21 protein-coding genes and 1 tRNA gene are annotated in these 20958 nt (G+C 68.2%); 17 read left to right on the top strand and 5 right to left on the bottom strand.

The features are described from left to right. Positions 1 to 40: 40 nt before the first annotated feature. On the bottom strand, positions 41 to 1345 hold the full coding sequence (locus tag O9280_RS05115; RefSeq protein WP_298339667.1) for a M12 family metallo-peptidase: 1305 nt from the start codon (positions 1343 to 1345) through the stop codon (positions 41 to 43). Positions 1346 to 1665: 320 nt separating this feature from the next. On the opposite strand from O9280_RS05115, the gene rpsF reads away from it, so the two are divergent. The 4 genes from rpsF (at position 1666) to O9280_RS05095 (ending at position 4473) form a co-directional block, all read left to right on the top strand. After that, the gene (gene rpsF / locus O9280_RS05110) at positions 1666 to 2076 is read left to right on the top strand and encodes a 30S ribosomal protein S6 (RefSeq protein ID WP_298339665.1); all 411 of its coding nucleotides are present in this window, start codon (positions 1666 to 1668) and stop codon (positions 2074 to 2076) included. After that, positions 2076 to 2348: a 30S ribosomal protein S18 gene (gene rpsR, locus O9280_RS05105; RefSeq protein ID WP_297867205.1), complete on the top strand. Its 273-nt coding sequence runs from the start codon at positions 2076 to 2078 to the stop codon at positions 2346 to 2348. Before rpsF ends, rpsR begins: the two co-directional genes overlap by 1 nt. A gap of 95 nt (positions 2349 to 2443) precedes the next feature. Then, the gene (gene rplI / locus O9280_RS05100) at positions 2444 to 2893 is read left to right on the top strand and encodes a 50S ribosomal protein L9 (protein WP_298339662.1); all 450 of its coding nucleotides are present in this window, start codon (positions 2444 to 2446) and stop codon (positions 2891 to 2893) included. A 188-nt stretch (positions 2894 to 3081) separates the two neighbouring features. Beyond that, positions 3082 to 4473 (top strand): replicative DNA helicase, encoded by a 1392-nt coding sequence (locus tag O9280_RS05095; protein ID WP_297867207.1) that lies wholly within the window; start codon positions 3082 to 3084, stop codon positions 4471 to 4473. A 15-nt stretch (positions 4474 to 4488) separates the two neighbouring features. Here O9280_RS05095 and alr read toward each other — a convergent pair whose 3' ends face one another. Continuing rightward, positions 4489 to 5628, bottom strand: a complete 1140-nt coding sequence (gene alr / locus O9280_RS05090) for an alanine racemase (protein WP_298339658.1) — start codon at positions 5626 to 5628, stop codon at positions 4489 to 4491. Positions 5629 to 5720: 92 nt separating this feature from the next. Between alr and O9280_RS05085 the strand changes: the two genes are divergently transcribed. From O9280_RS05085 to O9280_RS05030, 12 genes are all read left to right on the top strand, one after another. Next, positions 5721 to 7316, top strand: coding sequence for a cryptochrome/photolyase family protein (locus O9280_RS05085; RefSeq protein WP_298339655.1), 1596 nt, complete (start codon positions 5721 to 5723; stop codon positions 7314 to 7316). Next, the gene (locus O9280_RS05080) at positions 7313 to 8074 is read left to right on the top strand and encodes an SDR family oxidoreductase (RefSeq protein WP_298339652.1); all 762 of its coding nucleotides are present in this window, start codon (positions 7313 to 7315) and stop codon (positions 8072 to 8074) included. Before O9280_RS05085 ends, O9280_RS05080 begins: the two co-directional genes overlap by 4 nt. Further along, a complete protein-coding gene (locus tag O9280_RS05075; RefSeq protein WP_298339647.1) occupies positions 8071 to 9510 on the top strand; it encodes a deoxyribodipyrimidine photo-lyase in 1440 nt (479 codons plus the stop codon). Before O9280_RS05080 ends, O9280_RS05075 begins: the two co-directional genes overlap by 4 nt. 100 nt (positions 9511 to 9610) lie before the next feature. Beyond that, positions 9611 to 11107, top strand: a complete 1497-nt coding sequence (locus O9280_RS05070; protein WP_298339644.1) for a wax ester/triacylglycerol synthase family O-acyltransferase — start codon at positions 9611 to 9613, stop codon at positions 11105 to 11107. Continuing rightward, positions 11108 to 11743, top strand: coding sequence for a peptide-methionine (S)-S-oxide reductase MsrA (gene msrA / locus O9280_RS05065; protein ID WP_298339641.1), 636 nt, complete (start codon positions 11108 to 11110; stop codon positions 11741 to 11743). A 24-nt stretch (positions 11744 to 11767) separates the two neighbouring features. Beyond that, entirely contained in the window at positions 11768 to 14383 is a 2616-nt protein-coding gene (locus O9280_RS05060) for an EAL domain-containing protein (RefSeq protein ID WP_298339638.1), read from the top strand. After that, positions 14380 to 14985, top strand: a complete 606-nt coding sequence (locus O9280_RS05055; protein WP_298339632.1) for a glutathione S-transferase N-terminal domain-containing protein — start codon at positions 14380 to 14382, stop codon at positions 14983 to 14985. Before O9280_RS05060 ends, O9280_RS05055 begins: the two co-directional genes overlap by 4 nt. A 301-nt stretch (positions 14986 to 15286) precedes the next feature. Continuing rightward, positions 15287 to 15361, top strand: a tRNA-Val gene (locus O9280_RS05050). Positions 15362 to 15436: 75 nt separating this feature from the next. Beyond that, a complete protein-coding gene (locus O9280_RS05045) occupies positions 15437 to 16099 on the top strand; it encodes a 4'-phosphopantetheinyl transferase superfamily protein (RefSeq protein WP_298339629.1) in 663 nt (220 codons plus the stop codon). Next, entirely contained in the window at positions 16092 to 16409 is a 318-nt protein-coding gene (locus O9280_RS05040) for a GIY-YIG nuclease family protein (protein WP_298339625.1), read from the top strand. Before O9280_RS05045 ends, O9280_RS05040 begins: the two co-directional genes overlap by 8 nt. 4 nt (positions 16410 to 16413) lie before the next feature. After that, the gene (locus O9280_RS05035; RefSeq protein WP_298339622.1) at positions 16414 to 16671 is read left to right on the top strand and encodes a hypothetical protein; all 258 of its coding nucleotides are present in this window, start codon (positions 16414 to 16416) and stop codon (positions 16669 to 16671) included. Between the two features lie 2 nt (positions 16672 to 16673). Further along, the gene (locus O9280_RS05030) at positions 16674 to 17168 is read left to right on the top strand and encodes a YgjP-like metallopeptidase domain-containing protein (RefSeq protein ID WP_298339619.1); all 495 of its coding nucleotides are present in this window, start codon (positions 16674 to 16676) and stop codon (positions 17166 to 17168) included. Between the two features lie 62 nt (positions 17169 to 17230). On the opposite strand, the gene O9280_RS05025 is transcribed toward O9280_RS05030, so the two are convergent. From O9280_RS05025 to O9280_RS05015, 3 genes are all read right to left on the bottom strand, one after another. Beyond that, a complete protein-coding gene (locus O9280_RS05025; RefSeq protein ID WP_298339616.1) occupies positions 17231 to 18373 on the bottom strand; it encodes a hypothetical protein in 1143 nt (380 codons plus the stop codon). A 111-nt stretch (positions 18374 to 18484) separates the two neighbouring features. Next, entirely contained in the window at positions 18485 to 19279 is a 795-nt protein-coding gene (locus O9280_RS05020; protein ID WP_298339613.1) for an alpha/beta hydrolase, read from the bottom strand. Between the two features lie 61 nt (positions 19280 to 19340). After that, positions 19341 to 19724: a hypothetical protein gene (locus O9280_RS05015; protein WP_298339610.1), complete on the bottom strand. Its 384-nt coding sequence runs from the start codon at positions 19722 to 19724 to the stop codon at positions 19341 to 19343. Positions 19725 to 19782: 58 nt separating this feature from the next. On the opposite strand from O9280_RS05015, the gene O9280_RS05010 reads away from it, so the two are divergent. Further along, complete coding sequence (locus tag O9280_RS05010; protein WP_298339604.1) at positions 19783 to 20958, top strand: hypothetical protein; 1176 nt, start codon at positions 19783 to 19785, stop codon at positions 20956 to 20958.

The raw sequence follows: 20958 nt of genomic DNA, 5'->3' as shown, positions 1-20958 counted from the left end.
CCGGTGCCGCGAAGCCGGGGCTCCGCGGACCCGATGACGATCAGCGGAAGGCCGAGATCGTCGCCCGCGTGTTGTTGAGGACGCGGGCGTTGTCGCTGCGGGTCGCCGTGCCCATCACCTGGCCGCCATAGGTGCGCAGCGGGCTCGACCAGTAGTTGATGCGCGTGCAGCTCGGCGAGCAGTTGTATGCCATGATCGTGCGCCAGGCCTTGGTGGGCGACTGGTAGCCGTGGCCGTACGCATAGGGCGTGTTGGTCGGGTCGTTGGCGGGGTCGTGGCGGGCCGACTGCAGGTGGCCGATCTCGTGGGCGAACGAGTAGTAGCCCGTGGTGCAGGTGCGCGACACCGAGGCGAAGGCCGTGGTGGCCGTCGCACCGATGGCCGAAGCGAGGCCACAGGACGTGCTGTTGTTGAGGACGATCATGGCCACGTCCGCGGTGTTCTGGTTGCGCAGGCTGTGGATGTTGTCCATGAAGCCGTCCGTCGTGCCGCGGAAGCGCGAAAGATCCGTGCTGAAGCTGCCCGACTCCGTGTAGGTCGTGGTGGAGAGGCCGGCGAGCTGCAGCGTGATCTGGACACCGCTGTTGGCGTAGCCCTGGTTGCTCTCGGTGATGGCGAGGTTGATCAGGCCGGTGAGATCGCCGCTGGCGTTGGCCGCGGCCTGGGTGGCGACGACCATCACGCGGATCACGGTGTTGGCCTTGGCCACGGCCGTCGGGCCCGCGGGCGCGTCGCCGAAGACTTCGTTGTAGCGCGACGGACCGTCCGCCTCCGGCGTCCAGTTCCAGCGCGGCGCGCGGAAGCCGTAGGGACGGTCGGGCAGGCTGAGGCTGCCGCCGGCATAGGTGTAGGGATGGTCGGGCGGCATGCGCGACTCGTCCACCTTCACCGCCACCTGCGTGCCGTCGTGCAGCGGGAGGATGCGGTAGAGCTGGCCTTCCACGCGCACGCTGCCGGTGATCTTGCTACCGTTGCGCACCAGGATGGCACTGTTCATCGGGTCGTCGGCGATCTCGGTGGCACCGGACGCGAGGTCCGCGGTGTCGGTGACGAGGCCTTGCCACACTTCGACGCCGCCGCTGGTCACATGGCTGCGCAGGCGCATGGCTTCCACCTGGCGGCCGCGACCGAGGTCGAGCTGCAGGAACGTGTCGTCGGCGAGGCTGGCATTGCTGCGCTTGGCCAGAGCGGCGTCGAGCAGGATGGGCTGCACATCGGCCGTCGACGGGTCGCGCAGGATCGCCTGCCACGCCGCATCGTTCGGATCGGGCGCCGCGGCGGCGATGGACGACACGGCAAGCGCCAAGGCGCCGACCGCCCGGGACAGATTCGGGTTCACGCTCATTTCGTTGGTTCCCCTGGAGTGGCGACGCCCCGTTCCGGCCCGGGGGGTGGGGCAGCGCCTGGAAAGAGGAGTGGCCCCGGGCCGGCTCCCTGTGCACCGGGATACGCCGCCTTCACGCCGTCGTCAAATGAAAGGAACTCAATGAAATCAAAGACTTGGACTTAACACTGTAACACCGCCCTTGGGCTGGCATTCACGGAAGCGCTTGATCAGAAACGCTTTTGCCGGAATAATCGCGGGCTGCCCACGGGCAGACCTTGCTCCACGGCAACCGCCGGGGGCTGACCGGCCGCAAGGCCGCCATCCGAAAGGAACATTCCATGCGTCACTACGAGATCGTCTTCATGGTCCATCCGGACCAGAGCGAGCAGGTGCCGGCGATGATCGAGCGCTACAAGGCGTCGATCGAAGCCGCCGGCGGTGCCATCCACCGTCTGGAAGATTGGGGCCGCCGCCAGCTGGCCTACCCGATCAACAACCTCGTCAAGGCCCACTACGCGATGCTCAACATCGAGTGCGGCCAGGCCACGCTCAACGAGCTGGTCGAGAGCTTCCGCTTCAACGACGCCGTCCTGCGCCACCTCGTCATCGCCCGCGAAGAAGCGGTGACCGAGCAGTCGGCCATCCTGAAGAGCAAGGACGAGAAGAGCGAGCGCGGCGAACGCCGTCGCCGTGACGAAGACGGCGAAGGTACGGCCGACAACGACAACGACAGCGTGGAGGCTGCCTGATGAAGCCCAAGACCCCCCGCGGCAAAGGCCGCAGCGACGGTGGCTCGAAGTTCTTCCGCCGCCGCAAGTTCTGCAAGTTCACCGCCGAAGACGTGGTGGAGATCGACTACAAGGATCTCAACACGCTCCGCCAGTACCTGACCGAGACGGGCAAGATCGTCCCGGCCCGCATCACCGGCACCAAGTCGAAGTACCAGCGCCAGCTCGCCGCCGCCGTCATGCGCGCGCGCTTCCTGGCCCTGCTGCCGTACAGCGACAGCCACCGCAATTGATCGCGTGCGCCGCCATCGCGCGGCGCCGCGTGATTCGTCCGAACGGACAGCACCCGCTGCGGGCCCTCGAGGCCCGCTAACGTGAAGGAATAGACATGCAACTGATCCTCCTGCAGAAAGTCGTCAACCTCGGCGGCCTCGGCGACAAGGTCCGCGTCAAGCCGGGCTACGGCCGCAACTTCCTGATCCCGTACGGCAAGGCCGTGCCGGCGACGGAAGCCAACATCGCCGCGTTCGAAGCCAAGCGCGCCGATTACGAAGCCAAGGCCAAGGCCCTGCTGTCGGGCGCCGAAGGCCGCAAGGCGCAGCTGGACGGCGTCGACGTGACGCTGGGCGCCAACGCCTCGCCGGAAGGCAAGCTGTACGGCTCGATCACCTCGCGCGACATCGCCGAGGCGCTGACGAAGGCCGGCCACCAGGTCGCCAAGTCGGAAGTCGTGCTCGCGGGCCCGATCCGCGCGCTGGGCGAGTACGACGTGGTCGTGCACCTGCACGCCGACGTCGAAGCCACCGTCAAGGTCGTGGTCAAGGCCGAAGCCGCCTGATCGCTGCCGTACACGGTCGTTGAAGACGGGCGCCTCGCGGCGCCCGTTTTCATTGGTGCTGTCGCAAGGCGTGAGACGCCGGGCGACGACGATTCCCACCGCTTATCCACAGACTTGTCTGCAACGGCGCAGGCGCCAACGCGCCTACGCTGTACGACCGCTGGGACGCCCCGAGTAGAACCCCCGAGATGGCTGCACGACTTCCTCCCCGAGCCTCGATCGATCCCCGCGTGGAGGCGCTGCGCGTGCCACCGCACTCGATCGACGCCGAGCAGGCGGTGCTGGGCGGCCTGATGCTCGACCCGTACGCGCTCGAGAAGATCCTCGACCTGCTGTCGTACACGGACTTCTACCGCCGCGACCACCAGCTCATCTTCAAGGCCATCTCCGAGCTCTCGGAGAAGAGCAGGCCCTACGACGCCGTGACGCTCGGCGACTGGTTCGAGTCGCACGCGCTGGCCGACCAGGTCGGTGGCACGCCGTACCTCGTCGAGCTGGCGCAGACAACGCCGTCGGCCGCCAACATCCGCGCCTACGCCGAGATCGTCCGCGACAAGTCGGTGCTGCGCAGCCTGATCGAGGTCGGCACGCAGATCGCCGAAGACGGCTTCGCCCCAGGCAACCGCGAAACGCCAGACTTGCTTGCCGAGGCCGAGCAGCGCGTCTTCAAGATCGCCGATCAGAACCGCAGCGGCCGCAAGGACATGGTCTCTCTGAAGGAGGCGATGAAGGAGGCTTTCGAGCTCCTGCAGGTGCGCTACGAGACGCAGGGCACGGTCACCGGCCTGCCGACGGGTTTCACCGACTTCGACGAGATGACCGCCGGCCTGCAACCCTCCGACCTGATCGTGCTCGCCGCGCGACCGGCGATGGGCAAGACGACGCTGGCGCTGAACATGGCGGAGTACGCCGCGCTGAAGTCGAAGAAGGCGGTGGTGATCTTCTCGATGGAAATGTCGGCCAGCCAGCTGGCCTTCCGTCTGATCTCCTCGATCGGTCGCATCAACGCCGGCCGGCTGAAGACGGGCCAGCTCGAGGACGAGGATTGGTCGCGCGTGACCATGGCGATGAAGATGCTCTCGGAGAGCAAGATCTTCATCGACGACGAGCCGGCGCTGTCGCCGGCCAAGCTGCTGTCGAAGGCCCGCCGCCTGAAGCGCGAGCACGACCTCGGCCTCGTGGTCGTCGACTACCTGCAGCTGATGCAGGTTCCCGGCAACAGCGAGAACCGCGCCACCGAGATCTCCGAGATCAGCCGCTCGCTGAAGGCGCTGGCGAAGGAGCTCAACCTGCCGGTGATCGCGCTCTCGCAGCTCAACCGCGGCCTCGAATCGCGCACCGACAAGCGCCCGGTGATGTCCGACCTCCGCGAGTCGGGCGCCATCGAGCAGGATGCCGACATCATCCTGTTCATCTACCGCGACGATTACTACAACAAGGACAGCAACGACAAAGGCCTGGCGGAAGTGCTGATCTCCAAGCACCGTAACGGCGCGACCGGCACCGTCAAGCTGAAGTTCTTCGGCGAGTACACGCGCTTCGACAACCTCGCCCGCGATTCGGTGGGCAGCTTCGAGTAAGGCGCTGCCGCGGGCTCAGCCGCCGACGTATTCGCGCGGGATGCGCTCGTTCAAGCCCGTCAGGATCTCGTAGGGAATGGTGCCGGCGCGCTCGGCCACCGCCTCGACGCTCATGGCCCCATCGCCCTGCGTGCCGATCAGCACGACCTCGTCCTCGTTGTAGGCGGTGCCCTCGGGACCGAGATCGACCATGAACTGGTCCATGCACACACGCCCGATGATCGGCTTGCGCAGGCCGCGCACCAGCACCTCGCCTTTCGACGACAACGCGCGCGGCCAGCCGTCGCCGTAGCCGATGGGAATCGTGATCACCCGGGTATCGGTGCCGGCCGTCCACGTCGCGCCATAGCTCACCGTCGCGCCGGCACGCACGACCTTGAAGTAGACGACGCGCGAGGTCAGCGACAGCACCGGCTTCAATCCGATCGGATCGCGCGAGGCGGGGTCGGGCAGGGCGCCGTAAAGCGCGATGCCCGGACGAACCATGTCGAGCCAGGTGTCGGGGAAATGCAGCACGCCCCCGGAGTTCGCCAGATGACGGATCGGCATCGGCCCGCCGCTGCGGGCGCAGGCCCGTTCGACGTGGGCGCAGGCCTCGGCGAAGCGGGCGATCTGCTGGGCGGTCATCGGATGCGTCGGGTCGTCGGCGCAGGCCAGGTGCGAATAGACACCCTTGACCACGCAGCCGTGCGAGGCGAGCGCGGCGTCGATGAGGCCCTGGCACGAGTAGCTGTGCACACCCACGCGTTCCATGCCGGTGTCGATCTTGAGGTGCACGACGGCCTGTCGACCGGCCGCTTCGGCGGCGGCTTCCGCAAGGCGCAGCTTGTCGATCGACGAGACGGTGATCTCGAGATCGTGGGTGACGAAGTCCTGCAGCTGCTTGCCGTACACCCCGCCCATGACGAGGATCGGCACCCGCAGGCCCGCGCGGCGCAGGGCGATGCCTTCCTCGACGAAGGCCACGCCCAACTGGTCGATGCCCTGCGATTCCAAGTGCCGAGCCACCGGCACGAGGCCGTGGCCGTAGGCGTTCGCCTTGACGATGCCCATCACCGGTTTGCCGGTATGCCGGCGGATGCCCCGCAGGTTCTCGGCGAGGGCATCGAGATCGACGCGGATGCGGGTAGGGCGCTGGCTGGCGAGGTCGCTCATGGCGCGATTGTAGGGGGCCGGCATGGCGAGCTGCGGGCAGGAAAGGGCCGTCGGCCACGTGCCCTGCACGCCGCGCTGTCCAGACTCCGCCCATGCCCCGCGCACTCCGCCATCTCGTCCTCGTCCTCGGCGACCAGCTGAACCTCGACGCGGCGGCCTTCGATGGCTTCGACCCGGCGAAGGATGCGGTGTGGATGGCCGAGGTCGGCCACGAGGCCACGCAGGTGTGGTCGACGAAGCCGCGGATCGCGGTGTTCCTTTCAGGCATGCGGCACTTCCGGGACGCACTTCGCGCCCGCGGTGTCACCGTCCACTACCGGGCGATGGACGATCACCACGCTCCGACGCTGGAGGCGGCGCTGGCCGAAGACCTCGCGCAGCTGCGTCCGGAGGCGGTGATCGCGGTGACGCCGGGGGAATGGCGGCTGACGCAGTCCCTTCCGGCGACCTGCCGCGACGCCGGCGTGCGGTGGATCGAACGCGACGACACGCACTTCCTAGCCAGCCGCGAGGACTTCGCGCGCTGGGCGAAGGGCCGCAAGGAGTACCGGATGGAGTACTTCTACCGCGAGATGCGCCGGCAGCAGGGCGTGCTGATGGACGGCGACCAGCCGGCCGGCGGGCAGTGGAACTTCGACCATGACAACCGCGAGGCCTTCGATGCGCGCGGGCCGGGCTTCCTGCCCGCGCCGATCCGCTTCGAGCCCGATGCGACCACCCGCGAGGTGATCGATCTCGTCGAACGCCGCTTCGCCCTGCATCCCGGACGGCTGGCATCGTTCGACTGGCCGGTGACACCCGAACAGGGCGAAGCGGCGCTGCAGGACTTCATCGCCCACCGCCTGCCGCTGTTCGGCCGATACCAGGACGCGATGTGGACCGGCGAGCCGTGGCTCTACCACTCGCGGATCAGCGCCGCGCTGAACCTCAAGCTCCTCGACCCGCGCCGCGTCATCGCGGCGGCGGTCGCGGCTTGGGAGGAGGGCGGGGCGCCATTGGCTGCGGTGGAGGGCTTCGTGCGGCAGGTGCTGGGCTGGCGCGAATTCATCCGCGGCATGTACTGGCTGCGCATGCCCGCCTTCCTCGAAGACAACGCTCTGGACGCGCACGAGCCGCTGCCAGGGCTGTACTGGACCGGCGACACCGAGATGCGCTGCCTCGCCGAGGCCGTCGGCCAGACGCTGGAGCACGGCTACGCGCACCACATCCACCGCCTGATGGTGACCGGGCTGTTCGCCCAGCTCGTCGGCGTCGAGCCGCGGCGGGTGCACGAGTGGTACCTCGCGGTCTATGTCGATGCGGTCGAATGGGTCGAGCTGCCGAACGTGCTGGGCATGAGCCAGTACGCCGACGGCGGCAAGATGACCAGCAAGCCCTACGTGGCCAGCGGCAAGTACATCGAGCGCATGTCGAACTACTGCGCGCATTGCCCCTACGACCCGGCCAAAGCCACCGGCCAGAAGGCCTGCCCGTTCACCACGCTTTACTGGGACTTCCTCGACCGCCACCGCGAACGCTTCGAGCGCCATCCGCGAACGGCCCTGCAGTGGAAGAACCTCGCCCGCAAACCCGATGCGGAACTCGCCGCCATCCGCGAGGCCGCTGCCGCGCTTCGCGTCCGGCTGCGTGCCGCCCCGAATCCTGAAACCGCATCCCAAACGGGCCGCGTGCCCGAGGAGACGACATGAATCGCACCTGCCTCATCACCGGCGGTTCCGGCGGCATTGCCCGCGCATTGGCGGCCACGCTGCGCGCGCAAGGTTGGCGCATGGCCCGCGCCGGCCGCTCGCTCGACAAGCTCGCGCCCGATGACGGCGACGTGCTCATCGAAGCGGACATCGCCACGGAAGCGGGCGCGGCGAATGCCGTCGCCGAAGCCACCGCCGCGTTCGGTGCGGTGCCCGACGCGGTGGTCAACGCCGCCGGCGCCATCCTGCTGGCGGGCATCACCCGCACCAGCGAGGCGCAGTACCGCGACTGCCTCGCCGCCAACCTCGATACCGCGTTCTTCACCGCCAAGGCCTACGTGGCCGCGCTGCAGCAGGCGCAAAAGGACGGCGGCAGCGGGGCAGGGCGCCTGCTGATGTTCTCGTCGGTCGCCGCGGGCATCGGCGTCGGCAACCACGCCGCCATCGCGATGGCCAAGGGCGCGATCGAGGCGCTGGTGCGCTCCCTGGCCGCCGACCATTCGGCGATGGGCCTGCGCGTCAACGCCATCGCGCCGGGCCTGATGGCCACGCCGCTGACCGCGAAGCTCGTCGCCAACGAGGCGTCGAAGAAGGCGATCAGCGCGCAGTACCCGCTCGGTCGCCACGGCGAAGCCGAGGACGCCGCGGCGCTCGCGGCCTTCCTGCTCGGCCCGGGCGGCGATTGGATCAACGGCCAGATCATCGCGCTGGACGGCGGCTTTACCGCAGTGCGGCCGATGGTGAAGGTGGCCGGATGAGCCGCGCACTGGTCTGGTTCCGCCGCGACCTGCGGCTGGACGACCACCCGGCGCTGCAGGCCGCGCTGAAGGCCGGGCATGCCCCGGTGCCGGTCTACATCCACGCGCCGGAAGAGGAGGCCCCCTGGGCGCCGGGCGCCGCTTCGCACGCGTGGCTGGACCGCTCGCTGCGCTCGCTGCGCGAGGCGCTTCGCGCCATCGGCAGCGACCTGATCATCCGTCAGGGCCCGAGCACCGAGACGCTTCTGGCGCTGGCGAAGGAGTGCGAGGCCGAAGCGGTGTACTGGCACCGTCTGTACGAACCGGCGAGCATCGCCCGCGACTCGGCCACCAAGGCGGCTCTCAAGGCCGCCGGACTGCAGGCCGAGAGCCACAACGGCGCGCTGCTGGCCGAGCCTTGGACGGTCAAGACCGGCAACGGCGACCCGTACCGGGTGTTCACGCCATTCTGGAAGAACGCGCGGCAGGCGCTGGACGGCAACACCACCCATGAGGCCCCGACGAGCCTCCCGGCGGTGCCGATCGTCCACTCGCTCGATATCGATGCGCTCGGGCTTCGCCCCCACGCGCGTGAGGGCGGATGGGACCTCGGCTTCTGGCCGCACTGGCAACCCGGTGAAGCCGGCGCCGCGGACCTGCTCGAGGCCTTCATCGACGGCGCGCTGCATGGCTACAAAGAGCAGCGCAATTTCCCCGACCGCACCGGCAGTTCGAAGCTGTCGCCACACCTGCACTTCGGCGAGATCTCGCCGCGGCGCATCGTCGCGGCGCTGCAGTCGGCCCGCGTGCCGGCCAAGGTGCAGCCGGATCTGGACCACTACTACTCCGAGCTGGGCTGGCGGGAATTCAGCCACCACCTGCTGTTCCACTTTCCGCACACCAGCGACGAGAACATGAACCCGCGGTTCCAGGAGTTCGCATGGGCGGAGGTCGATCCCGCCCATCTCGAGGCCTGGCAGCGCGGCCGCACCGGCGTGCCGATCGTCGACGCCGGCATGCGCGAGCTGTACGCCACCGGCTGGATGCACAACCGCGTGCGCATGGTGGTGGCCAGCTTCCTCACCAAGAACCTGCGTTACCACTGGATCCATGGCGCGCGTTGGTTCTGGGACACGCTGGTCGACGCGAGCCTGCCGAACAACACCCAAGGCTGGCAGTGGACGGCCGGCACCGGCGCCGACGCCGCGCCCTATTTCCGCATCTTCAGCCCGGTGGCGCAGGCCGAGAAGTTCGATCCGAAAGGGGCGTACATCCAGCGCTGGGTGCCCGAACTGGCCCGCGTGCCGGCCGCAGCGCTCGCCGAGCCCTGGGCCCATGCCGAGGTGCTGCAGCGCACCGCGCCAGGCTATCCGAGCAAGCCCATCGTCGACCTGAAGGCGAGTCGCGCCGAGGCCTTGGCGGCGTATTCCGGCCCGAAGTCCTTGCCGCACGACTGAGTTGCGCGGCATCCTGCGGTCAACAGGGGAGGGGACCATGGCGAGGCGGAAATCCACGCGGGACAGGGCATCGGGCGCGCCGGCGAAAACCGGGAGCACCGTGCCGCGCAGCAGCGCCGCGGAACCGGCCGGCGACTCGCCGCCGCCGCGCCGTCGTCGCCGCGAGCCGATGTCGCGGGTCGATACGGCCTGGCTGCGCATGGAGCGCAGCACCAACCTGATGATGATCACCTCGGTGATGATGTTCGAGTCGCCGCTGGCGCTCGACCGCCTGAAGAAGGTGATCAAGGATCGCTTCCTCGCCTATCCGCGCTTCCGCCAGAAGGTGGTCGAGACGGCGATGGGGCCGCATTGGGAGAACGATCCCGATTTCGACATCGACTGGCACGTGCGCCTCTCGGCGTTGCCGGGCCGGGGCGGCAAGCGCGAGTTGGAGCGTTTCGCCAGCCACATGGCGAGCACCCCGCTCGACCAGACCAAGCCGCTCTGGCAGTTCCATCTCGTCGAGCGCTACGGCGGCGGCTCGGCCGTGGTCTGCCGCATCCACCATTGCTACGCCGACGGCATCGCGCTGGTGCAGGTGCTGCTCTCGATGACCGACGTCGAGGCCCAGCCGCAGAAGTCCGAGCCGCTGACGAAGCGCTGGCTCAAGAAGGAAGAGCACGCCAAGGTCGCGCAACGCGTCGGCGCGATCGGCCGCTACGTGCAGATGGGCGAGAAGGTGCTCGAGAAGGGCATGGATTTCGCCCGTGATCCCTCGCTGGCCGGCGTGCTCGCCAACGAGGGCATGGAGCTCGCGAAGGAACTCGCCTACGCCCTCGCGCTAGAGGACGACCCCTCCACCGTGCTGAAGATGCCGCTGGGCGTCAGCAAACGCTGCGCCTGGGCCGAGCCGCTGACCCTCTCCGACGTCAAAGCCGTGGGCCGCGCGTTCCAGTGCACCGTCAACGACGTGCTGCTCGCTTCGGTGGCGGGTGCGCTGCGCAGCTACCTGATCGAACGCGGTGAGGTGCTCGACGGCCGCAACATCCGCGTCACCGTGCCGGTGAACCTGCGGCCGCTGGAGCACGCCAAGCAGCTCGGCAACCATTTCGGACTCGTCTTCCTCGAACTACCCGTCGGCGAGCCGAACCCGGTGGCCCGGCTGCAGAAGGTCGCGGCGAACATGCGCCAGCTGCGCAAGTCGCGGCAGGCGATCATGGCCTTCGGCCTGCTGGCCGCGCTGGGCATGGCGCCGGTGCCGCTGCAGCGCGTCGCGCTGGAGCTGTTCTCGCGCAAGGCCACCGCGGTGGCGACGAACGTGCCGGGCCCGCAGAGCCCGCTCTACCTCGCCGGCAGCAAGATCAAGGACATGATGTTCTGGGTGCCTCAGACCGGCGGCATCGGCATCGGCGTCTCCATCCTCAGCTACAACGGCCGCGTGCATTTCGGCCTGATCGCCGACGCGAAGCTGATGCCCGACCCGGATTCGGTGATCCGCCGCTTCGAGCCGGAATTTGAGAAGCTGGTCTACCTCGCGCTGATGGCGGGCTGGGAGCACGACTTCGGCCCCGAGGATGCCGAGGCCCTGATGCCGACCGCCGACGAGCACGCCTGAGTGGCCACGTTCTGCCCGATCCCCGGACAGGGCCTGCAGGTGGCGCCCGACCAGGTGCCGATGCCCGCCGTGGACCTCGCACGCGACGACGACATGGGCGTGGCCGTGCTGGCCGGCGGCTGCTTCTGGTGCACGGAAGCGGTGTTCGCCGCCCTCGACGGCGTGCTCAACGTGATGCCCGGCTACATGGGCGGCGATGCGGCCACGGCGAACTACGACGCGGTGTGCAGCGGCCGCAGTGGCCATGCCGAAGCCATCCGCATCAGCTACAACCCCGCGAAGCTCAGCTTCGGCGCGCTGCTCCGGGTGTTCTTCACCGTGGCCCACGACCCCACGCAGCGCAACCGACAGGGCCACGACGTCGGGACGCAGTACCGGTCGACGATCTTTCCGCTCGACCACCGCCAGCACCAGGTCGCGGCCGGATACATCGCCCAGCTCGACACCGCCAAGGTGTTCGCGGGCCCGATTGCGACGACCCTGGAGCTTCACGGCGCGTTCTTCCCCGCGGAGGCATACCATCACCGGTATGCCGAGCGGAACCCCAGCCAGCCCTACGTGGCGGCCGTGGCCCTGCCCAAGCTCGACAAGCTCTACGAACACTTCGGGACATGGACCCGGCGTCAGCCGGATTGATCGCCTCACCTGGAGATTTTCAGGATGACGCTCCAGAACCATCGCGCCCCCCCGATCGTCCTGCGCGACCGCCACTCGCCCGTCGAGGCCTCGAGCATTCTCGCCGCTGCGCACGTGGCGATCGTCGTGCAGGGCCCCGACGGACAGATCGTCCATTGCAATGCCGATGCGGAACGCGTGCTCGGATTGAGCCGTGAGCAGATGCTCGGGCGCGACTCGCTCGATCCGCGCTGGGGCGCCATCACCGCCGAAGGAGCGACGTTGCCGGGCGATCACCATCCCGGGCCAGTCGCTCTGCGCACCGGCGAGGCGCAACTCGGCGTGACCATGGGCGTCCGGCTGCCGAACGGCAAGCGCCGCTGGTTGCTGGTCGATTCCGACGTGTTCGAGGCCGAGGGCCTGGGCACCTGCGCGGTATCGAGTTTCATGGACATCACCGAGCGGCGCCGACTGGAAGCCTGGCAAGCACTCACCCTGACCTTGCTGGACGAGATGGGCCGCCGTGCGCCGCTCGATGACCTGTTGCTTCGGCTCGTTGGATTCGTGGAGTCCCAGCTCGCCGGCGCCCGTTGCTCGATGCAGTTGCTGTCGGAGGATCGCCGACGGATGCAGAGGAGCCTCTCGCCGTCGCTCCCCGGCGCTTACGTCGCCGCACTCGCTGGCCTGGAGATTTCCCCGACGGTCGGCTCCTGCGGCGCCGCAGCCTCGCTGGGACAGACCGTCATCGTCTCCGACGTCTACAACCATCCGAACTGGGCGCCCTTTCTTTTCCTCGCCGAAGCACACGGCTTCCGCGCCTGCTGGTCGGAGCCGGTCTTCGACGACGCGGGGCGCCCGATGGGCACGTTCGCGGTGTACTACGACGAAGTGCGCGAGCCGGAACCGGACGACCTCCTCCTGCTCAGGCAATCGGCCAGCCTCGCGTCCTTGGTGATCCAGCGCGCCTCGGCGCACGAGGATCTGATGCTGGCCGCGGCGCTCTTCGAGCAGGGCAAGGAGTCGGTGGGGGTCACCGATGCCGGGCACCGCATCGTGCGGGTGAACCGCTCGTTTGAACGCCTCACGGGCTTCACCTCCGAGGAGGTCGTCGGTCGGCGCCCGGCCGACCTGCACGCCGCGTCACCGCTGGCCACGCAGGGCCGCAGCATCGAGGAGGACGCGGAGTCGGAGGGCCATTGGCAGGGCGAACTGCTGCTGCGCCGCAAGGACGGCGCCGTGGTGCCGGTGTGGCTGTCCGTCGTGGCGCTCCATGGGCCGGACGGCCACATCAGCCACTACCTGCGCACCGCCGTCGACCTTCGCGAAACCAAGGCGCAGGCCGAGCGCATCCGCCAGCTGGCGTTCTTCGACCCGCTCACCCGCCTGCCGAACCGCGCCTTGGTCACCGACCGCCTGCGCCAGGCGCTGGTGAGCGCGGAGCGGCGACGTCAGCCGCTCGCCGTGCTGTTCATCGACCTCAATCGCTTCAAGGAAGTCAACGACACGCTCGGCCACGATATCGGCGACAGCGTGCTGGCCGCGGTCGCGCGGCGCTTCGCCAACGTGGTCCGTCCCGACGACACCCTGGGCCGGTTGGGCGGCGACGAGTTCATCGTGATCGCCGATGGCGCGAGCGAGCCCGAAGCCACGCTTTGCGCCGAGCGTCTGATGGACGCGCTGGCCGAACCGATCGTCGCGCAGGACCAGCCCTTCGCCCTCGGAGCCAGCGTCGGCATTGCGATGTACCCGGGTGACGGCCAGGCGCCCGAGGAACTGATGAAGCACGCCGACATCGCCATGTACCGCGCGAAGAGCGCAGGCGGCGGCTACCGCCTCTACCAGCCGGAGATGAGCAGCGGCCTCGGCGAGCGCGTGGCGCTGGCCCGCGATCTCCGCTACGCGGTGATGCGCGGCGACGCCCTCAGCCTGCATTTCCAGCCGCAGTTCGAGCTCGCCACCGGCCGGCTGAGCGGCGCCGAAGCCTTGATCCGCTGGAACCATCCCACGCTGGGCCCGATCTCGCCGGCCTCGTTCATCCCGCTGGCGGAAGAGCGCTCGATGATGCTCGAGGTCGGTGAATGGGTGCTGCGCGCGGCCTGCCGGCAATTGGTGGCTTGGAAGGTGCAGGGCAGGGCGCTTCCCGGGCGGCTGGCCATCAACGTCTCGGCCCAGCAGCTGGACGCGCCGGACGCGCTGGCCCGGGCACGCCGGACGATGGAAGCCCACCGCATCGGCGCGGACGAAATCGAGATGGAACTGACCGAGAGCGCACTGATGCGCAACATCGATCACGCCCTGGCGGTGATGCGGGAACTGCGCGATGCGGGAATCGCCCTGGCGATCGATGATTTCGGCACCGGCTACTCGTCGCTCGCCTACCTGAAGCGCTTCCCGGTGGATCGCCTGAAGATCGACATGAGCTTCGTGCGCGACATGCTCTCCGACCAGAACGATTACGCCATCGTCGGCAGCATCGTCGGCATGGCGCGCCCGCTGCGGCTGGCCACCGTGGCCGAGGGCGTGGAGCATGCCGGCCAGGCCGAAGCCCTTCGCGAACTCGGCTGCACGCATGCGCAGGGCTACCTGTTCGGGCGGCCCGTTCCCGCCTCGGAATTCGCCGACCGCTGGCTTCCTATTTCTCCCTTGGCTCCCACCCCATGAAACTCTTCCACAGCCCCGCCAGTTGCTCGCTGTCGCCCGCCATCGCCCTGTTCGAAGCCGGCCTCCCGGTGGAACTGGTGAAGGTGGACCTGCGCAGCAAGACCACCGAGCACGGCGCCGACTACCGCGTCATCAATCCGCTCGGCTATGTGCCTGCCCTGCAGCTCGACGATGGCGAGATCCTGGTGGAAGGCCCGGCGATCGTGCAGTTCATCGCCGATCTCGCGCCGGCCAGTGGGCTGGCGCCGGCCAATGGCACGCGCGAGCGCTATCGCCTGCAGTCAGCGTTGGCCTTCATCAACAGCGAACTGCACAAGGGCATCGGCGTGCTGTTCGCACCCGGTCTCTCCGACGAGGAGAAGGCCGGCATGACCAAGCGCATCCGCTACCGCCTCGACCAGCATGAAGCGCAGTGGGGCGAGCGCACCTGGTTCCTCGGCGATGGATTCACCGTGGCCGACGGCTACCAGTTCGTGGTGCTGAATTGGCTGCAGTTCGTGGGCATGGACCTCGCCGACTGGCCGAAGCTCACGGCGCACAGCGCACGCGTCCGTGCGCGCCCCGCTGTGCAGGCCGCGATGAAGGCGGTGGGCCTCGGCTGAGCGCGCAGGCGCTTTTCCCCAAAGCCTGTGGATAGGCGTCTGGACAGTTCCGGGAATGCGGCCGGAGCGGCTGGCGCGGCAAGGGTGTCAAGCGGTCTGCTGGTTTTTTGACCAGGCTCGGAAGGCGGCATTCCGCTTTTCCACACGCGTTGTGGATAAGCGTCTGGACAGGCTCTGGAGCAAGTGCGTCGCGGCCTTGCGGCATGGGCGTGTCAAGGCGGTTTGCTCAAGGTTTGAGCAGCCCGCGGAGGAAATTTGACCGCCACGGGGGGAAGCCCGTATCCTTCGCGTCCCGATTTACGGGCGGTTAGCTCAGCGGTAGAGCACTGCTTTCACACGGCAGGGGTCACAGGTTCGAAACCTGTACCGCCCACCAGAACAAGGCGCCCCCGGGCGCCTTTTCTTTTGCCCCGGCTTCCTCGCAGCGACCGAACGATTGGAGCAGAGCAGGGTGGTCCCCATCGCGTTCTCCGTCCGCTTCTTCGATCTCGATGCCGTCCTCGTGGACGATTCGCTGTTGTCTAGCGACGAACGCGAGCGCGTCGGCCGCAAGGCGACGCCGGTCCTGCGCCAGCGCCAGGCCGCCTCGTTCCAGTGCTTGCGCCTCACCTTGGGCGAAGTGCTCGGCACCCGACCCGAGGCCTTGGCGTTCCGCGTCCAGGACAACGGGAAACCGGTCTTGGCCGAGGGCGAACTGCATTTCAACGTCAGCCACAGCGCCGGCGTGGGGCTGTTGGCCTGGGGGCCGCGCGAGCTCGGTGCCGACGTGGAAGCCCTGATCGCCCGCCCGAGCGAGAGCCTTGCCGAGGAGATCCTGGCGATCACCGAGCTGGAGGCCTGGCGGGCCCTGCCCACCACGCTTCGTCAAGCCGCACTGACGCGTGCGTGGGCGCGGAAAGAGGCGACCCTGAAGGCGATCGGCAGCGGCCTCCGCATCGCGCCGCGCACCATCGACGTCGGACGTTTCTGGCACGAACCCGATGCCCCGACGGCGCCGACGACGCTCCGTTGGACCCACGAGCACGAGGGACGCCGGTGGCAGGGTTTCGAAGGCTTCGAAGGGGTGCCGGAGGGCTACCGGGCGGCCGTCTGCATCGAGGCCGAGAGTGACTGACGCGGAACACTGGTTCGTCTACGTGCTCCGATGCCGCGGTGATCGCTTGTACTGCGGCATCGCCAAGGACGTCGAGGCGCGATTCGCCGAGCATCGCGCAGGGAAGGGCGCCAAGTTCACACGCGCGTTCCCTCCGGAGGCCATCGTCGCCACGATCACGGTCGCCGGCAAAGCGGAGGCGCTGCGGGAGGAGCGGGCGTTCAAGGCCCTGGCCCGCGTCCGCAAGCTGGAGCGGGTGGCGGAGTGGGGTGAACGCCGGTCAAACCGCGACCCAACGCACGCCAAGACAGACGCCCGCAACGGAACCTAGGCGCATGCTCCCGCCGGTTTTCGGCCCCGCCCTGGGGCCCACGCTGCCCATCGCCCCGTTCCGGCCGACGCCCATCGGCACGCCGGAAGCGCTGGCGACGCCGGCTCCCGCGGCCCGCCCTCTGCCACCCGTGCGCTCGCCGGGCATCGACGAAGTCGGCGCGATGCTTGCGTCGATGGTTCAGCAGCTCGATCCCGCCCGCACGACGGCCGCGAATGCGGCGAAGATCTACAGCGCGGTGTCGCGCCTTCCGCCGGGCTAATCATGCAGGCATTGAAGTACCTCGTTGGCTATCCCGAACCGGCGCAGGAGCGGGTACGTGCCTTGATCGAGCAAGGCCGGCTGGACCAGATGCTCGCGGAGAAGTATCCGGATCGGCACGCCGTTCGCAGCGATGGCCAGTTGTACGAGTACGTCCAAGAACTGAAGGACCGGCACCTTCGCCAGTCGCCACCGTTGGGCAAGGTGATTTACGACGGCAAGCTGCAGGTGCTGAAGCACGCCCTAGGAACGCACACCACGGTGTCGCGGGTGCAGGGGAGCCGACTGAAGGTGAGCCGCGAGATCCGCATTGCCGCCTTGTTCAAGGATGCGGCCCCGGAGTTCCTAGAGATGATCGTGGTGCACGAACTGGCGCATATGCGGGAGAGCGACCACGACAAGGCGTTCTACCAGCTGTGCACCCATATGGCACCGGAGTATCACCAGTGGGAATTCGATCTGCGGCTGTATCTGACGCAGCGGGACTTGGGGGCGTAAGAACCGGCAGAAAACACTAGTTCGCATAATGAATATTATGTAATTTCGTACAGGGGCGATGCCTAGAGCCCCGCGAGGATCCGCCGCACGTGCTCGGTCACGTCCGGATGGCCCAGAAGCCTCAGGTGCCCAACGTCGTCGAACACCCGTCGGCTGCGGACCGGCAACTCAGACGGAGATACGGATCGAGCCAAAGCGCTGGCGACCGGGACCAGCCCGTCCCCCCAGTGCTCGTGCGCGGCCCGAGGACCACGCCGTGTCTGGCACCCGGCCACGAGATGCAAATGCACGCCGTCGAGCGACGATGGCCATGACGGCACGGCGGCGTCCCCGAGTTGGCGAATCGCGATGCTGCGAAGGCGGCCCAGCATCGCCCAAGGCGCGGAAAACCGGTTGAGCGCAAGCAGCGTCTCGATCGATGCACCAAGCCGCTCCAGGGGAGCCCCCTCGTGCGGCGTCCCCAGGCAAACCACATGCCCGAGGCGTTGCGGCCATCGGTGCCCATGCTCGACACCCGCGGCGATGGCGCTACGAACGACCAGCCCCCCTAGGCTGTGGGCGACCAGATGCAGGGGCCGGTCTGTACTGGCGGGCCGTAACTCGCGACGCTCCAGGATCTTTGCCAGACGGCGACCGTTCTCTTCGATCGGCCGGCCGGAGTTGTATCGCGCGTAAAGCGGCCGTAGCTCGTGGACCATCGACAGTGCACGACCGAGATCGACCGCGTCCGCCGCTTCGTCCTGCCAATGGCGATCGTGCATGCACAGGCCATGGACGAAGACCACGTCACCCGCCACGGCCGTTCGACGCGCCACGCGCGACGAACGGTGCGGATGAAGGCGCATGGGCAGCACCGTCGCCGGGGCCACCTGATCGAGCCGGTCGCCGAGGACCCCATTGAGCGCCGCTTGGACGCCCAACGGCACGGGAGGCGAAAGGCGTCGGCGGGTGTCCGACCCGAGGCGAGGCGCCAGTAGGGACAGCAGACGATCGCCGCCCTGCCCTGCAAGGCCCGCAACGCCGCGGACACTCGCGTAGATGGTCCTCGCCAGGGGCCGCCCGATCCCCCATGGGGTGGTCGACAGCACCGCCATGTGCACGGCTTCCGCCAGCGTGGCGGCGGCGACGGTGCCGGCCACGCCGATCTGGAGCGCGCCACGGGCGGCGGCGAGGTTGCGGGTGGCGGTGGTTCGGCGCGGGCTCACCCGGACAGTAGTGCACGAAATGGCCGCGCCGTCGACGGTCGGCTTTAGCAGAGGCCGCGCCACGTATTGAACAACATCGAGCCGCGATGCGGAGTCGGCTTGCTTGAATTGTCAGGCGCTACATGCCGCCAAGAATGGCTGTACTTCTTCCAGAAACAGCTCTGGCACCTCCGCAAATGAAGCGTGGCCACATGGCAGAGCTTTGAACTGCGCTGACGGTATGCACCGCGCTGCCACCCTTCCGTCTTTTCCGGCTGGAATCACGGGATCGCTTTTGCCGAAGAGCAGCAATGTGGGTGCCTTGATCTTCGGCGCAACGGTTCGAAGGTCGTTGTCCGGCGTGGCGAAGCCACGCCAGAGGGCACGATTGAGCATGATCTGTGGTGCTGCGGCCTGTGTTGTGGACGCGCGCTCCAGCATGGCCCGTGTCGTGGCTGTGCGGTGCTTGAGATACAGACTTGCAAAGCGACGGGGCGAAAGAGAAAACCGGCTGCCCTGCAGCTTGCAGAAGTTGCGCGAAACCAAACTCGGGGTCGTGAATCCCCCCGGGGCAACCAGCACCAAGCCGCGGACGAGCTCGGGTGACTCTGCGGCGAGACGTGCAGCGGCATTGCCGCCAAGCGAGTTTCCAATGAAGCAAGCGGGCGGCAATGCCAACGCTGCCAGGAACTCACGCAGGACTTGGTAGAAGAACAGCACCCCAACCCATTCAGGCTGTTGTGGAAGAGCCGATTGACCGTAGCCCGGCCAGTCAAGCGCGAGAACGCGGTAGGTTTTTGAAAGCGCGGGAACAACGGCCTCGAAATCCTTGCTGTCGCCGGGGTTGGCGTGGAGCAAAACAAGGGGGACACCCTGCCCATGCTCGGTGTAGTGAACGGAGCCCGTAGGTAGCTTGATCGATGGCATGCCGCCTCCTCAGGGAACGCCTGAACGACGCCACCACTTTCGGCGAGGATGGGTCATCGCTTCAAGGATGAGCCGGAGACTCGGCGAGAAGCCTCCAGACCCACGCCCCTAACACGAGATCGTCGACAACGCCGAAGTGCGAGAAGCGCACCCGGCCCTGGCGATCGATCAGCGTGAGGCTCGGCGTGCCGCGCCAGCCGTAGGCGCGCAACGTGCGTGGCAGCGGATCGCCGTCGACATGGGCGTCGACGAACACCGGGGAGCCGATGCGGTACTCGTGCAGAAACACGATCAGCGCCTGCGGGTGCATGTCGAAGTGGTGCTCAAACGCGCTGTGCGCGCCAGTGACGGCGAGTCGTGAACCGTTTTCAGAATCGCGCAGGAACCGGCGCCCCGCCTCCACAAACGTCCTGTCTGTCCCAGAAGTCACACGGGCATCAGGCACGGGCGCTGCAGTGCCCGGGTCGGCAGGATGGCGGCCTGATCGCCAAGGAACGTCCCGGATGCGCCTCGCCCCGCTGGCCCTCGCCCTCGCCCTCGCCCTGTTCGCCCCCAACCTGCCCGCCCAGGCATCCCATGACACGGCAACGCCTGCGGCAACCTCGCCCATCCACGCGGACGCACGTTGGCAAGCACTCCCGACCGAGCCGTATCGCGGCAAGCAGGACGACATCGTGTTCGTCGACGCCGAGAACGGCCTCTACGCGAATGGGCTGGGTCGCATTTTCCGCACGACCGATGGCGGCCGACACTGGGACAAGGTGCACGACACGCCGGGCACCTACTTCCGGGCGCTGGGCATGATCGACGCGCAACACGGGTTCGCCGGCAACATCGGCACCGACTACTTCCCCGGCGTCACCGATACCCGCCCGCTGTATCGCACGGCAGACGGTGGACGCACGTGGACGCCGGTCGACGACCCGACGGTGCTGGCGATGCGCGGCGTCTGCGCCATCGACATCGTGCACGAGCCCTTCATCAACGCCGGCGAGCTGGGCCATCGCACCGTGGTGCATGTGGGCGGTCGCGTCGGCGGCCCGGCCCACCTGCTGCGCAGCCTCGACGGCGGCGCCACGTGGTCGATGATCGACCTCTCCGCCCAGGCCGGCATGATCGTCGACGTGAAGTTCTTCGATGCGCAGCGTGGCCTCGTGTTCGCGGCGACCGACGCGGCCATCGAGCAGGCGAACGCCCTCATCCTGCGCACCGAGGACGGCGGGGCGACGTGGACGCCGGTGTACCGTTCGACGCGCGGCTTCGAGATCACCTGGAAAGGCGCCTTCCCGACCCCCGAGGTGGGCTACGCGACGATCCAGTCCTACGACCCTGACCCGGCAAGGTCGCAGCGCTACGTCGCCAAGACCACCGACGGCGGCCGCACGTGGACGGAGATGCCCCTCGTGGACGATGCCGGTGTGCGGGCGTTCGGTGTGGGCTTCCTCGACGCCGAGCGTGGCTGGGTTGGCACCAACAAGGGTGGCTTCGAGACGCGCGACGGTGGGGCCACCTGGACGGCGGTCGACCTCGGCCGCGTGGTCAACAAGATCCGCGTCCTGCACACGCCGGATGGGCCGCTGGCCTACGCGATCGGTGCCGACGTGTACCGCTTCGGCCCGCCGCTGGCCGACCTGCCGGCGCCGCCCGCGCCAGCCGCAGCGCCGGTGGGCAAACCCTGA

This window comes from Silanimonas sp. (genome assembly GCF_027531545.1).
GTDB lineage: Bacteria > Pseudomonadota > Gammaproteobacteria > Xanthomonadales > Xanthomonadaceae > Silanimonas.
Note: the sequence above shows the minus strand (reverse complement) of the source record. Positions and strands in the feature narration are given on the sequence as shown.

Bases quoted from the DNA above. Each gene is read 5' to 3' on its own strand.
- O9280_RS05115 (WP_298339667.1), bottom strand. From the start codon at position 1,345: ATGAGCGTGAACCCGAATCTGTCCCGGGCGGTCGGCGCCTTGGCGCTT.
- O9280_RS05020 (WP_298339613.1), bottom strand. From the start codon at position 19,279: ATGCCATCGATCAAGCTACCTACGGGCTCCGTTCACTACACCGAGCAT.
- O9280_RS05080 (WP_298339652.1), top strand. From the start codon at position 7,313: ATGAATCGCACCTGCCTCATCACCGGCGGTTCCGGCGGCATTGCCCGC.
- O9280_RS05055 (WP_298339632.1), top strand. From the start codon at position 14,380: ATGAAACTCTTCCACAGCCCCGCCAGTTGCTCGCTGTCGCCCGCCATC.
- O9280_RS05060 (WP_298339638.1), top strand. From the start codon at position 11,768: ATGACGCTCCAGAACCATCGCGCCCCCCCGATCGTCCTGCGCGACCGC.
- O9280_RS05010 (WP_298339604.1), top strand. From the start codon at position 19,783: ATGCGCCTCGCCCCGCTGGCCCTCGCCCTCGCCCTCGCCCTGTTCGCC.
- O9280_RS05075 (WP_298339647.1), top strand. From the start codon at position 8,071: ATGAGCCGCGCACTGGTCTGGTTCCGCCGCGACCTGCGGCTGGACGAC.
- O9280_RS05085 (WP_298339655.1), top strand. From the start codon at position 5,721: ATGCCCCGCGCACTCCGCCATCTCGTCCTCGTCCTCGGCGACCAGCTG.
- O9280_RS05095 (WP_297867207.1), top strand. From the start codon at position 3,082: ATGGCTGCACGACTTCCTCCCCGAGCCTCGATCGATCCCCGCGTGGAG.
- O9280_RS05035 (WP_298339622.1), top strand. From the start codon at position 16,414: ATGCTCCCGCCGGTTTTCGGCCCCGCCCTGGGGCCCACGCTGCCCATC.
- rplI (WP_298339662.1), top strand. From the start codon at position 2,444: ATGCAACTGATCCTCCTGCAGAAAGTCGTCAACCTCGGCGGCCTCGGC.
- rpsR (WP_297867205.1), top strand. From the start codon at position 2,076: ATGAAGCCCAAGACCCCCCGCGGCAAAGGCCGCAGCGACGGTGGCTCG.
- O9280_RS05030 (WP_298339619.1), top strand. From the start codon at position 16,674: ATGCAGGCATTGAAGTACCTCGTTGGCTATCCCGAACCGGCGCAGGAG.
- rpsF (WP_298339665.1), top strand. From the start codon at position 1,666: ATGCGTCACTACGAGATCGTCTTCATGGTCCATCCGGACCAGAGCGAG.
- alr (WP_298339658.1), bottom strand. From the start codon at position 5,628: ATGAGCGACCTCGCCAGCCAGCGCCCTACCCGCATCCGCGTCGATCTC.